The 12,832-nt window shown below is 71.2% G+C and carries 11 protein-coding genes and 1 pseudogene; 10 read left to right on the top strand and 2 right to left on the bottom strand.

Features of this window, described 5'->3' with window-relative positions:
• Positions 1 to 103: 103 nt before the first annotated feature.
• The 6 genes from N4G66_RS00060 to N4G66_RS00035 all read left to right on the top strand — a co-directional run bounded on the left by N4G66_RS00060 (position 104) and on the right by N4G66_RS00035 (position 7,700).
• A complete protein-coding gene (locus N4G66_RS00060; RefSeq protein ID WP_261701767.1) occupies positions 104 to 1,363 on the top strand; it encodes an amidohydrolase family protein in 1,260 nt (419 codons plus the stop codon).
• A gap of 170 nt (positions 1,364 to 1,533) precedes the next feature.
• Entirely contained in the window at positions 1,534 to 2,475 is a 942-nt protein-coding gene (locus N4G66_RS00055; RefSeq protein WP_261701766.1) for an LLM class F420-dependent oxidoreductase, read from the top strand.
• Between the two features lie 11 nt (positions 2,476 to 2,486).
• Positions 2,487 to 3,263, top strand: coding sequence for an SDR family NAD(P)-dependent oxidoreductase (locus N4G66_RS00050; RefSeq protein ID WP_261701765.1), 777 nt, complete (start codon positions 2,487 to 2,489; stop codon positions 3,261 to 3,263).
• A gap of 98 nt (positions 3,264 to 3,361) precedes the next feature.
• Positions 3,362 to 4,480 carry an LLM class flavin-dependent oxidoreductase gene (locus tag N4G66_RS00045; protein ID WP_391858725.1) on the top strand — a complete coding sequence of 373 codons (1,119 nt, stop codon included), beginning with the start codon at positions 3,362 to 3,364 and terminating at the stop codon, positions 4,478 to 4,480.
• A gap of 14 nt (positions 4,481 to 4,494) precedes the next feature.
• Entirely contained in the window at positions 4,495 to 6,225 is a 1,731-nt protein-coding gene (locus tag N4G66_RS00040; protein ID WP_261701763.1) for an N-acyl-D-amino-acid deacylase family protein, read from the top strand.
• Positions 6,222 to 7,700 carry an aldehyde dehydrogenase family protein gene (locus N4G66_RS00035; RefSeq protein WP_261701762.1) on the top strand — a complete coding sequence of 493 codons (1,479 nt, stop codon included), beginning with the start codon at positions 6,222 to 6,224 and terminating at the stop codon, positions 7,698 to 7,700. The genes N4G66_RS00040 and N4G66_RS00035 overlap by 4 nt, the downstream gene beginning before the upstream one ends.
• Before the next feature lie 16 nt (positions 7,701 to 7,716).
• On the opposite strand, the gene N4G66_RS00030 is transcribed toward N4G66_RS00035, so the two are convergent.
• Together N4G66_RS00030 and N4G66_RS00025 are read right to left on the bottom strand one after the other, a co-directional pair.
• Complete coding sequence (locus tag N4G66_RS00030) at positions 7,717 to 8,367, bottom strand: response regulator (protein ID WP_261701761.1); 651 nt, start codon at positions 8,365 to 8,367, stop codon at positions 7,717 to 7,719.
• Positions 8,355 to 9,623 carry a sensor histidine kinase gene (locus tag N4G66_RS00025; protein WP_261701760.1) on the bottom strand — a complete coding sequence of 423 codons (1,269 nt, stop codon included), beginning with the start codon at positions 9,621 to 9,623 and terminating at the stop codon, positions 8,355 to 8,357. Before N4G66_RS00025 ends, N4G66_RS00030 begins: the two co-directional genes overlap by 13 nt.
• Positions 9,624 to 9,995: 372 nt before the next feature.
• Here N4G66_RS00025 and N4G66_RS00020 point away from each other — a divergent pair, with 372 nt between their 5' ends.
• The 4 genes and pseudogenes from N4G66_RS00020 to N4G66_RS00005 form a co-directional block, all read left to right on the top strand.
• Entirely contained in the window at positions 9,996 to 10,424 is a 429-nt protein-coding gene (locus N4G66_RS00020; RefSeq protein WP_391858724.1) for a hypothetical protein, read from the top strand.
• A gap of 130 nt (positions 10,425 to 10,554) precedes the next feature.
• A complete protein-coding gene (locus tag N4G66_RS00015; protein WP_261701759.1) occupies positions 10,555 to 11,304 on the top strand; it encodes an SDR family oxidoreductase in 750 nt (249 codons plus the stop codon).
• 43 nt (positions 11,305 to 11,347) lie between these two features.
• Positions 11,348 to 12,106, top strand: coding sequence for a TetR/AcrR family transcriptional regulator (locus N4G66_RS00010; RefSeq protein ID WP_261701758.1), 759 nt, complete (start codon positions 11,348 to 11,350; stop codon positions 12,104 to 12,106).
• Between the two features lie 311 nt (positions 12,107 to 12,417).
• Positions 12,418 to 12,832 (top strand): annotated as a pseudogene (locus N4G66_RS00005) (RNA-guided endonuclease TnpB family protein); the annotation flags it as partial.

Here is a 12,832-nt window from a genome sequence, read left to right as displayed (position 1 = left end):
GAATTCGCCGTTCCGTTACCGCCGACCGTATCGGCCGGCGGAGAGCGGGCGCACAACCGACGGATGGCTGACGGGTCGTCAGATCAGCGCTACCGTGGCCCGTATGGAGACCACGGAAACCGCGCAGAGCCCCTCGGCGGACGCCGGGACCGCCTTCCCGAGGATCATCTCGGTGGACGACCACACGGTCGAACCCCCTGACGTCTGGCGGGACCGGCTGCCCGCGAAGTACCAGGACACGGGCCCCCGTATCGTCCGGGCGCCCCTGAAGGAAATGACCTTCCTGGGTGGGAAGTTCGCCCCCGTGATGGGTGCTCCGGGTGACGACGGTCCCGTCGGGGACTGGTGGGTCTACGAAGACCTGCACCGGCCGCTCACCCGCCTCGACACGGCGGTCGGCTACGACCGTGACGAGATCAGGCTCGAAGTCATCACGTACGAGCAGATGCGTCCCGGCTCGTACGACGTGCCGCAGCGACTGGCCGACATGGACGTCAACCACGTCCAGTCCGCCCTCTGTTTCCCCACCTTTCCCCGTTTTTGCGGGCAGACGTTCACCGAGGCGACCGACCGTGAGCTGGGCCTTCTGGGGGTGCGGGCCTACAACGACTGGATGGTGGAGGAGTGGTGCGGGCCCAAGGCCCGGGGGCGCCTGATACCGCTGACCCTCGTACCGCTCTGGGACGCCCGGCTCGCGGCGGACGAAGTGCGGCGCAATGCTGCCCGTGGCGTACGCGCGGTGGCCTTCTCCGAGATCCCGCCCCATCTGGGGCTCCCGTCCGTGCACACCGACGACTGGGACCCCTTCCTCGCCGCGTGCGACGAGACGGGCACCGTCATCGCCATGCACATCGGCTCCAGCAGCAGGATGCCGTCGACCTCCGCCGACGCGCCGCCCGCGGTCGGCTCCACCATCACCTTCGCCAACTGCTGCTTCTCGATGGTCGACTGGCTGATGAGCGGCAAGTTCGAGCGCTTTCCGAACCTGAAGGTGATGTACGCGGAGGGCCAGATCGGCTGGATCCCGTACATCCTCGAACGTGCCGACGTGGTGTGGGAGGAGAACCGCGGCTGGGGCGGGGTCGCCGACAAGGTCCACAGGCCGCCGTCCGAGCTCTTCGCGGACCATGTGTACGGCTGCTTCTTCGACGACGCGTTCGGTCTGAAGAACCTCGACGCGATCGGCGTCGGCAACGTCCTCTACGAGACCGACTACCCCCACTCCGACTCGACCTGGCCGAAGTCCCGTGAGGTCGGCGAGGCCCAGATGGGCCACCTGGGCGCCGACGTGATCGACCGGATCGTCCGGCGCAATGCGATCGACCTGCTGGGACTGACGGCGGACGGCCTCTGGGCGGGCTGAACATCCCGGCGTCCGGGCGGGCCGAACATCCCCCGTTCGCCGAAGCGCCGAACGCTCCGACGGGACCGTACGACCGATACCCGCCCGCCTCTTGTCTGACGATGCGTCAGCAATGACTATGGCAGCGCAGCCTGGAAAATGACGGACCGTCAGATGAGAGGTGCGGGCCCATGCAGGTACTGCCCGAAGGGCGACTGGCGTACGGGATGCAGCTCCCGGTCCAGTCGCAGAGCACCATCTACGCGGAGCCGTGGGAGGCGGACGCGGGCGCCGGTGACCTCGTCGAGATCGCCCGCGCCGCCGACCGTGCCGGATTCGCCTATGTCGCGAGCTGCGACCACGTCGCCATCCCGCGCCGGCTCGCGGGCGCGATGAGCACCGTCTGGTACGACCCGGTCGCCACGCTCGCCTACCTCGCGGGCGTGACCGAGCGTGTGCGCCTGCTCAGTCATGTCGCGATCGTCGGGCTCCGGCACCCGCTCGTCACGGCCAAGCAGTACGCGACCCTCGACCACCTGTCGGGCGGCCGTCTTGTCCTCGGGGTGGGCGCCGGGCACGTGCAGGAGGAATTCGAGGCGGTCGGGGCCGACTTCGCGCGCCGGGGGGCCGTTCTCGACGAGACGATCGACGCGCTGCGCGCCGCGCTCGGGCCGGAGGAGTTCCCCGTCCACCACGGCAAGACGTACGACTTCGAAGGGCTCGGACAGCGGCCGAGGCCCGCGCAGGAGCGGGTTCCCGTGTGGGTGGGAGGGTCCTCGCCCGCCGCGGTGCGCCGGGCCGCGCTGCGCGGCGACGGCTGGCTGCCGCAGGGCGATCCGCGCGACCGGCTGCCGGGGCAGATCGCCCGGCTCGGGAGCCTGCGCGCCGAGGCGGGCATCGAGGAACCCCTGACGATCGGCGCCATCACCGAGCCGCTGTACGTCGGTGAGCCCGGCTGGGAGGTCGGACGGCGCACCCTGAGCGGGGCGCCCGAGGCGCTGGCCGAGTCGCTGCGGGAGTACGGCGCGATGGGCGTGCACCAGATACAGGTGCGGTTCCGCAGCCGGAGCCGCACTGAACTCCTCGACCAGATCACGGCGTTCGGCGCGGACGTCGCGCCCCACATCGACTAGGGAGTCAGGGCATGGGCAAGCTGGACGGGCGGGTCGTCCTCATCACCGGCGCGGCGCGCGGGCAGGGCGAGCAGGAGGCGCGGCTCTTCGTGGAGGAGGGGGCGCGGGTGGTCGTCGCGGACGTGCTCGACGACCAGGGGGAGGCGCTCGCCAAGGAGATCGGGGCGCACTACGTCCACCTGGACGTGAGCCGGGAGGACGACTGGAGCGCGGCGGTGCGGTCCGCGCGGGGGGCCTACGGGCGGATCGACGGGCTGGTCAACAACGCCGGCATCCTGCGCTTCAACGAACTGGTCGACACCCCGCTGGCCGAGTTCATGCAGATCGTGCAGGTCAACCAGGTCGGGGTGTTCCTCGGGATCAAGACGCTCGCACCCGAACTGGCTGCGGCGGGCGGCGGCACGATCGTGAACACGGCCTCGTACACGGGGCTCACGGGCATGGCGTACGTCGGCGCCTACGCGGCGACCAAGCACGCCATCGTCGGCCTCACGCGGGTGGCGGCGCTCGAACTCGCGGCCAAGAGGATCCGCGTCAACGCCGTCTGCCCGGGGGCCGTCGACACGGCGATGAGCAACCCGGCACAGCTCGACCCGGGCGCGAACACCGAGGAGGCCTCGCAGGCGCTCGACGAGCTCTACCGCAAGCTGGTGCCGCTCGGCCGGATCGGGCGTCCGGAGGAGGTGGCCAGGCTGGCCCTGTTCCTGACCGGTGAGGACTCCTCGTACATCACCGGGCAGCCGTTCGTGATCGACGGCGGCTGGCTCGCGGGCGTGAGCGTTCTCTGACGACGTATCAGCTATTGACGGTCCACGCACGCGGTGGAACAGTCGGCTCAAAGAATCTGACGGTACGTCAGATAACTGGATGGGGACGGTGAACCTCCTTGGAATTCGGGCTCTTTGTACAGGGATACGTGGGCAAGCGCGCCTTGACCGACCCGCTCGCGGAGCACAAGGCGCTGATGGAGGAGACCGAGTACGTCATCCAGGCGGACGCATCCGGCTTCAAGTACGCCTGGGCGTCCGAGCACCACTTCCTGGAGGAGTACTCGCACCTCTCGGCCAACGACGTCTACCTCGGCTATCTGGCGCACGCCACCGACCGCATCCACCTCGGCTCCGGCATCTTCAACCCGCTCGCCCAGGTCAACCACCCGGTGAAGGTCGCCGAGAAGGTCGCCATGCTCGACCATCTCACCGAGAACCGCTTCGAGTTCGGGTCCGGACGCGGCGCCGGCTCGCACGAGATCCTCGGCTTCCTCCCCGGCATCACCGACATGAACTACACCAAGGAGATCTGGGAAGAGACCATCGCCGAGTTCCCGAAGATGTGGCTCCAGGACGAGTACGTCGGGTTCCAGGGCAAGCACTGGTCGCTCCCGCCGCGCAAGATCCTGCCCAAGCCGTACGGGAAGTCGCACCCCGCGATGTGGTACGCCGCCGGGTCGCCGCCCTCGTACTCCATGGCCGCCCGCAAGGGGCTCGGTGTGCTCGGCTTCAGCGTGCAGAAGGTCTCCGACATGGAGTGGGTCCTGGAGCAGTACAAGACCGCCGTCGTGAACGCCGAACCCATCGGGGACTTCGTCAACGACAACGTCATGGTGACCACCACCGCCATCTGCGCGCCCACCCACGACGAGGCGATCCGGATCGCGGTAGCCGGCGGGCTGCACTACCTGCCCTCCCTCGTCTTCCGCTACCACGACACGTTCCCGCGCCCCGAAGGCTTCCCCGTCTGGCCCGAGACGCTCCCCGAGTACAACGCGGAGTTCGTCGAACTCCTCATCGAGGAAGAGCTGTTGATCTGCGGAGACCCCGGTGAGGTGCTCACCCAGTGCAAGCGCTGGGAACAGGCCGGCGCCGACCAGCTCAGCTTCGGACTGCCCGTCGGGGTCCCCAAGGAGGAGACCCTCCAGACGATCCGGCTGATCGGCGAACACGTCATCCCGAAGATCGACACGGACCCGGTGCACCGCACGACCCGGTTCCGCCAAGCCGTCTAGGAGGTACCTCCGCGATGCTCGACCACCTGATCAGGGGCGCGACCGTCGTGGACGGGACGGGCGCGCCCGCGTACACCGCGGACGTGGGGACACGGGACGGCCGTATCGCCGTGATCGGCACGGTCACCGAGCCGTCCCGGACGAGCGAGGACGCGCACGGACTCGTCCTCGCCCCCGGCTTCGTGGACCCGCACACGCACTACGACGCCCAGCTCTTCTGGGACCCGTACGCCACCCCGTCCCTCAACCACGGCGTCACCACGGTCGCGGGCGGCAACTGCGGGTTCACGCTGGCCCCGCTGAACCCCGCGCGTCCCGAGGACGCCGACTACACGCGCCGCATGATGTCCAAGGTCGAGGGCATGTCCCTGGTCGCCCTGGAGGAGGGCGCGCCCTGGACGTGGCACGGCTTCGGTGAGTACCTCGACGCCCTGGAGGGACGGATCGCCGTCAACGCGGGCTTCATGGTGGGCCATTGCGCGCTGCGCCGGTACGTGATGGGCCCCGACGCGGTGGGCGGACAGCCGACGCCGGAGCAACTCGACGCCATGCTGCGGCTGTTCCACGAGGCCATGGACGCCGGAGCCTGGGGCCTGTCCACCACCCAGTCCTCCACCCACTCCGACGGCGACGGCAGGCCGGTCGCCTCCCGGCACGCCGGGCCCGCCGAACTGCTGGCCCTCGCCCAGGCCGTGGGGGAGCACGAGGGCACCCAGATCGAGGCGATCGTGGCCGGCTGCCTCGACCAGTTCAGCGACGCCGAGATCGATCTGTTCGTCGAGATGAGCGCGGTGGCGGGCCGCCCGCTCAACTGGAACGTCCTGACGATCGACGCCGCCGTCCCCGAACGCGTCCCGCGCCAGCTGGAGGCGAGCGAACGCGCCCGCAAGTCCGGCGGCCGGGTCGTCGCGCTCACCATGCCGATCCTCACCCCGATGAACATGTCGCTCGGCACCTTCTGCGCCCTGAACCTGATCCCCGGCTGGGGACCGGTCCTCGCCCTGCCCGTCCCCGAGCGCATCGCGAAGCTCGGCGACCCCGGGGTGCGCGCCGAGATGCTCCGCCGCGCCCGGAGCAAGGAGGCGGGCGTCTTCAGGCGGCTCGCCGACTTCGGCCGGTACGTCATCGGCGACACCTACAGCGCGGCGAACGCGGGCCTGACCGGGCGCGTGGTGCGGGACATCGCCGCCGAGCGCGGCCAGGAGCCCTTCGCCTGCCTGGTGGAGATCTGCGCGGCCGACGAGCTGCGGACGGTCCTGTGGCCCATGCCCACCGACAACGACCCCGACTCCTGGGCGCTGCGCGCAGAGACCTGGCAGCACCAGGACGTCCTGCTCGGCGGCTCCGACGCGGGCGCCCATCTGGACCGCATGTGCGGGGCCCCGTACACGACCCGGTTCCTCGGGGACTGTCTGCGCGGGCGGAAGCTGACGACGCTGGAGGCGGCCGTGAAGATGCTCACGGACGATCCGGCACGGCTCTTCGGGCTGCGTGAGCGCGGGCGGATCGCGGAGGGCTTCCATGCGGACCTCGTGCTGTTCGACCCGGAGCGGATCGACGCCGGCAAGGCCACCCTCGTGCACGACCTGCCGGGTGAGAGTCCGCGGCTGGACTCCCGGGCGATCGGGGTGAAGGCCGTGTGGGTCAACGGGGTCGAGTCGATCCGGGAGGACGTGGTGACGGGCGCGGTGCCGGGAAAGGTGCTGCGGTCGGGCCGCGACACCCGGACGGTGAGCACCCGGTGACGGGCGCCGGCGGGAAAGCCCCCGGGGCCGCCGAGCAGCGGCTGTTCATCGGCGGATCGTGGGTGGCCCCCGACAACGGGTTCTACGAGGTGACCGACCCGGCGACCGAGGAGGTCGTCGGGCTGGCCCCCGAGGCCTCGCGGGCCCAGGTGCACGCGGCGGCGACGGCGGCCCGCGAGGCCCTCGGACCGTGGTCGCGCACCCCCGCCGAGGAGCGGGGCGCCGTCCTCGCCCGCGCGGCGGACCTCATCCAGCGCGACTTCGTGCCGTACGCCGCCCTCGCGCAGGCGGAGAGCGGCGCCACCACCGGGACGGCCCGGGGCATGCAGGTCGGGGTCGGAGTGGCCCGCTTCCGGCGCTACGCGCGGCCCGAACCGGTCGAGCGGCCACTGCCGCCGCAGATCAACGAGGCGGGCCCCTTCGGCGGGGCCGCCGTGATGGGCGCGCTCGCCGTGCGCCAGCCCGTCGGCGTGGTCACCTGCATCACCTCGTACAACAATCCCTGGGCCAACCCGGCCGGCAAGATCGCCCCCGCCCTCGCGATGGGCAACACCGTGGTGGTGAAACCGGCCCCGCAGGACCCGCTCTCCGTGTACCGGATGGCCGAGGCGCTTCAGGCGGCGGGCGTGCCGCCGGGCGTGGTCAACGTGGTCAGCGGCTCGACGGCGGAGTCCGGCGAGGCCGCGGTCGATTCCGGGGACGTCGACATGGTCAGCTTCACCGGCTCGACGGCGGTCGGGCAGCGGATCGCCGAGGTGTGCGGGCGCGGCATGAAGCGCCAGCTGATGGAGCTGGGTGGCAAGGGCGCGGCGATCGTCTTCGACGACGCCGATCTGGGGTCGGCCGTGTCGGGTATCGGCACGACCTTCTCCTTCTACAGCGGGCAGATCTGCACGGCGCCGACGCGGGTGCTGGTGCAGCGGGGCGTGCACGATCTGCTGGTGCAGCAACTGGCGGCCTACGCAGGTCACTTGAAAGTGGGTGACCCACGGGAGCAGGGCACGGTGGTCGGCCCGGTCATCTCGGCGGCCCACCGCGACCGCGTCGAGTCCTACGTCGAACTCGGCCGCAAAGAAGGCGCACGGGTGGTGACAGGCGGCGAACGCCCCTCCCTGCCCCACGGGTTCTATGTCGCCCCCACCCTTCTCGCCGACTGCACACCGGACATGAGGGTGGTCCGGGAGGAGATCTTCGGCCCGGTCGTCGTCGTCCTGCCCTTCGACGACGAGGAGGAGGCGATCGCCCTCGCCAACGACTCCGACTACGGCCTGATCGACTACGTCTGGTCCGGGGACGTGGCCCGAGCCTTCCGCGTCGCCCGCCGGCTCCGCGCGGGCGGCGTCGGCGTCAACACCGTCGGCCGCAACATGGAGGCCCCCTTCGGCGGCTTCAAGAAGAGCGGAGTGGGCCGCGACGTGGGCTCGTACGCCCTGCACGCGTACAGCGAGGTGCAGGCGATCGTGTGGCCGGGGTGAGGTGTTCAGCAGCCCTCTAGGTGTTCGCCAGGCCGAGGAAGCGCAGGACCGCGAGCACCCGGCGGTGGTCGGCGTCCGCCCTGGGCAGGTCGAGCTTGGTGAAGATGCTGTTGATGTGCTTGGCGACCGCGCTCTCACTCACGACGAGTTCGGCCGCGATCCCGGAGTTGGACCGGCCGCCCGCCATGAGCTCCAGCACATCGCGCTCACGTGGCGTCAGTCGGTCGAGGGGATCGCTGTGGCGGCGCATCAGCAGCTGTGAGACGACCTGCGGGTCCAACGCGGTGCCTCCGGCCGCCACCGTGCGTGCCGACTCCGCGAACTCCTCGACGTCGGCGATCCGCTGCTTGAGCAGGTAACCGACGCCGGACGTGTTGGCGGCGAGGAGATCGACCGCGTACCGCTCCTCCACGTACTGCGACAGCAACAGCACGGAGGTGTCCGGCCACTGCCGGCGGATCACGAGAGCGGCTCGTACCCCCTCATCCGTGTAGCCGGGCGGCATGCGGACGTCGACCACGGCGATGTCCGGCCGGTGCTCTTCGACCGCTGACAGCAGCCCCGCCGCGTCGGCCTCCTCGGCGCACACCTCGAAGCCGGCCATCTCCAGTACCTTGACCACCCCGATCCGCAGCAGGACGGAATCCTCGGCGATCACGGCGCGCACGGCAGCTCCACGGTGACAACGGTCGGGCCCCCGAGGGGGCTGCGGCAGGAGAACGTGCCGTCGACGGACGCGACGCGCTTGGCGAGTCCGGTGAGCCCGGTGCCCGAGACACCCGAAGGATCCGCGCCTCCCACACCGTCGTCCGTGATGGCGATCAACAGTCTCCCCCTCGTCTCTTCGACGGTCACGTCGGCACTCGAAGCCCGAGCGTGTTTGACCACGTTCGTCAGGGTCTCGGAAACCACGAAGTACGCGACCGCCTCGACGGTGGGCGATGGGCGCCGCCGCAGGCTCACCGACAGACGCACCGGTACGGGCAGGCGCGCGGCGACGCCGGAGAGGGCGGCGTCGAGCCCGCGGTCCTCCAGGACCGCCGGATGCAGGCCACGCACCAGGTCGTTCAGCTCGGCGACCGCCTCCTTCGCCTCGCGGTGCGCCTCGTCGATCACCTTGCGGGCTTCCTCCGGCAGGTCGCCGAGGGTTGCCTTGGCGAGGCCGAGGTTGACGGCGAGCGCCACCAGGCGTTGCTGTGCGCCGTCATGCAGATCGCGCTCGATCCGCCGCCGCTCGGCGTCGGCCGCGTCGACCACGCCGGCGCGACTCTCGGCGAGGTCCGCCACCCGCCGGGTCAGTTCCTCCTCGCGGCTGGGCCCCAGCAGCGTGTTCGCGGCGCGGGTGTCGACGCGGGCGAGCGCCTTCGCCAGCCAGGCGCTCGCGTAGAGCAGGGCGACACCGGCGGCGGTGACATAGGCCGCCTTCACGACGTACCCCGCGTTCTCCGCCCGCCACTGCCACGGGGTCACCCACAGCCACACGTAGATCGAGGCCGCGGCGCCCCCCGTTGCCCACAGCACCAGCACCACCAGACCGCCGAGCGCGCACAGCGGGCCCGCGAGCAGGTGGTAGCGCAACTGGCGGCGTCCCGGAGCCGAGCGCAGCCACTGCCGTATGCCGGGCCGTCCGGGCCGCTCCGCCAGACCCGCGGGCGCGGGCACGACCACGCCGAGCCGCTCGCGGAAACGGGCCCGTTGCACCCGGGTGAGCAGCGGACCGGCGAGCACCACGGCGGCCGACGGCACCACGACGGCCACCGTCACGGCCCACAGCGCCGTCGGCACGAAGTAGATCCATGGCAGCGCCAGGACCAGCAGCACTCCGGACTGGATCGCGATGCCGACGCAGTGGAACGCGATGGCGCGCCCCGCGTCCCCGAACGGCCGCCACAGGAAGTCCGGTTGCCACGTCTTGAAGCGCATACCCGAACAGTAGAACCGCAGGTCGCCGCCAGGCCATGACGTTACTGCCCGGGGCCGGGGTGCACTTTTCTCCACCTCAGGTCGGGGTACCTGGGTGACTGACGACGCCTGGGTGTGCGGCGGAGGCTGGAGGCCGTGAAAGGGAGAGCACGCGGGAAGGGGAGCGAGAGCATGCGACAACTGGCCTTGCACGCGGAGGAGTTCGCAACCGAAGGCGGCGAGGGCGCGGAGTGTTTTCCACTGCACGGCCATGCCGGGCCGGACCCGTCGGACCTGTTGGACCCCTCGGACTTGCCGGACCCGTCGGACCCCTCCGGCTTGTCGGACCCGTCGGACCCCTCCGGCTTGTCGGACCCGTCGGACCCCTCCGGCTTGTCGGACCCGTCGGACCCGTCGGAGCGGGAGGCGGCCGGGGCTGAGCCGGGTTCGCGGCTGGTCGGTTGGGCCGGGTGGCTGCTGGTCGTGTGCGGGCTCGCTCTGCTGCCCTGGCTGTACGTGCTGGCGACCGGGCTGCCGGACACCGCGAGCGCGGCACACTGGCCGGTCACCTGGGTGGGTCTCGACGCGCTGGAGGCGGCCGGCCTGATCGCCACCGGAGTCCTCGCCGTCCGCGGCGACCGACGGCACCCCTTGGCGGCCACCACGACCGCCACGCTGCTCGTGATCGACGCCTGGTTCGACACCACGACCGCGGCGGCGGGGAGTGACCTCGCCGCGGCGGCAACGATGGCGCTCTGTGCCGAGCTGCCACTGGCCGCGCTGTGCGCGTGGCTGGCGGTCCGGGCGATGCGGCGGGCATGAGACCCGGACGCCGTACCGGATCCGGACCGACGGCCGACCTCGCAGGTAGCGTCGCTACCGACTGAATGTTAGCGTTGCTCTCATCAGGGTGGTGAACCCCGCTGCCCCGGCCGAGACAAGGAGCAACGCCATGAGCGAGCAGCCGAGCACCTCCCCGCGCGTCGCGATCGTCACCGGCGGTTCCCGCGGTATCGGCCGCGAGAGCGCCGAGCGGCTGGCCGGTGAGGGATACGCCGTCGTCGTGAACTACGCGGGCAATGCCGCCGAGGCCGACAAGGCGGTCGCGGCGATCAGTGAGGCGGGCGGCCAGGCTGTCGCCTTCCGCGCCGACGTCGCGGAGGAGGCGGAGGTCGCCGCTCTCTTCGACACGGCCGAGAAGGCCTTCGGCGGTGTCGACGTCGTCGTCCACGCGGCCGGTGTCATGACCCTGGCCCCGCTCGTCGACCTCGACCTCGACGCCCTGGACCGGATGCACCGCACCAACATCCGCGGCACGTTCGTCGTCGACCAGCAGGCCGCGCGCCGGCTGCGCCCGGGCGGTGCGATCATCAACTTCTCCAGCTCCGTGCTGGCCCTCGCCATCCCCGGCTACACCGCGTACGCCGCCACCAAGGGCGCCGTCGAGGCGATGACCATGATCCTCGCCCGTGAGATGCGCGGCCGGGACATCACCGTCAACGCCGTGGCCCCCGGCCCGACCGCCACCGCCCTCTTCCTGGACGGCAAGGACGAGGAGACCATCGCGCGCATGGCCGCCCAGCCGCCCCTGGAGCGCCTCGGCACCCCCGAGGACATCGCCTCGGTCGTCGCCTTCCTCGCGGGCCCCGACGGCCGCTGGGTCAACGGCCAGGTCCTGCGCGCCAACGGCGGCATCGCCTGACGCCCGACGGTCCTCCCGCTCCGACGACGTCAGGAACCCCGAGATGAGCAGCGACGCCAGTACCCCCGGCGAGACCGGCCCGGCCACCGACGCGCCCGTGAGCACCAGGGCACGCATCCTCGCCGTGGCCGCCGAACTGGTCGCGCGGTCCCCGGACGGTGACGTCTCGACCCGGGCCGTGTGCGAGGCCGCCGGGGTCGGCGCCCCCGCGCTCTACCGCCACTTCGGGGACAAGGAAGGTCTGCTGTCGGCCGTCGTCGACCACGGCTGGGAGCGCTACCTGGCGGCCAAGCGGGAACGGCACCCCGGCACGGACCCGGTCCAGGACCTGCGCGAGGGCTGGGACGGCCACACCGAGTTCGCCCTGCGGAACCCGAACCTCTACCGCCTGATGAACTCCCCGGCGATGCGCACACCGCCGGCCGCGGCCCTGGAGTCCCACCGGATCCTCACCGCCGACCTGCGCCGGGCCGCCGAACAGGGCAAGCTGCGGCTCGCTCCCGAACTCGCCGCGCAGATGATCATGTCCTCCAACGTCGGCGTCTGCCTGATGCTGGTCTCCCGCCCGGCGACGTTCACGGACGAGACCCTGTCGCGCCGGGTACGGGACGCGGTGCACGCGGTGGTCTTCACCCCGGACGTGACCGCCCCCGGCGCTCCGGCGGCTTCCGGCGCCCCCGGAGTCCCGGCCGCCGCGACCCGCCTCGGCGCGCTGCTCCGGCAGAACCCGAGCCCCGCCTTCACCTCCGCCGAGACGGCCATGTTCACGGAGTGGCTGGACCGCCTGTCCAACACGGGTTGAAGTCCCGGTCGGGGTCCGTCGCTTCGTCACCTGACTCTTGCGAGGATGCCCCGGCGTTCACGCCGGGGAGGAATCGCATCCCGTGGCGGCAGTGTGGGGCGTCGCCGTGTGCGGTCTCCTGGGGCGCGAGGCACCCGCAGAGCCGGTACGAGGAGAAAAGCGAACACGTGTGCCCGCGTTCGCTGGTTGTGGTGGCTGTGTCGTGAGGAGGGTACAGGTGTGCGTGTGCCGCACGTACGGTCTCGTGGTGGAAGCCGGTGAGCGGGAGTCGGGATGCCGTGGGAGGGGGACGTCGTGTCGGAGGTTCGGAGGTGAAGGAGGCTGGTGAGGGTGGGCATGCCCGGTACACGTACCGGCTTCGCGTGTCGTCGACGGCTCGTACGGCACTGCTGGCGGAGTGGGACCGGTGCCGGTGGATCTGGAACGAGTGCGTCGCGCGTTCCAGGAAGGCCCACCAAGACGGGGAGAAGTGCGGTCCCGCCGTGCTGGACAGGATGCTGACCAGGGGTCGTGCCGTGACGCCGTGGCTGGCGGCGGGTTCGTCGGTGCCGCAGCAGCAGATCGTCCGGGACTTCGGCAGGTCCCGCGCGAAGGCGCTCAAGGACATCCGGGGTCGGCTGCCTGTTGGGCGGCGGGCCGGGATGCCCGGGTACAAGAAGAAGCACGGGTGTGATCCGACGCTGAACTACACCCGGCGTGGCTTTCGGCTCAAAGACGGGCGGCTGT

Origin of the sequence: Streptomyces rhizosphaerihabitans (assembly GCF_025399795.1) — a bacterium.
Classification (GTDB): Bacteria; Actinomycetota; Actinomycetes; order Streptomycetales; family Streptomycetaceae; genus Streptomyces; species Streptomyces rhizosphaerihabitans.
Note: the sequence above shows the minus strand (reverse complement) of the source record. Positions and strands in the feature narration are given on the sequence as shown.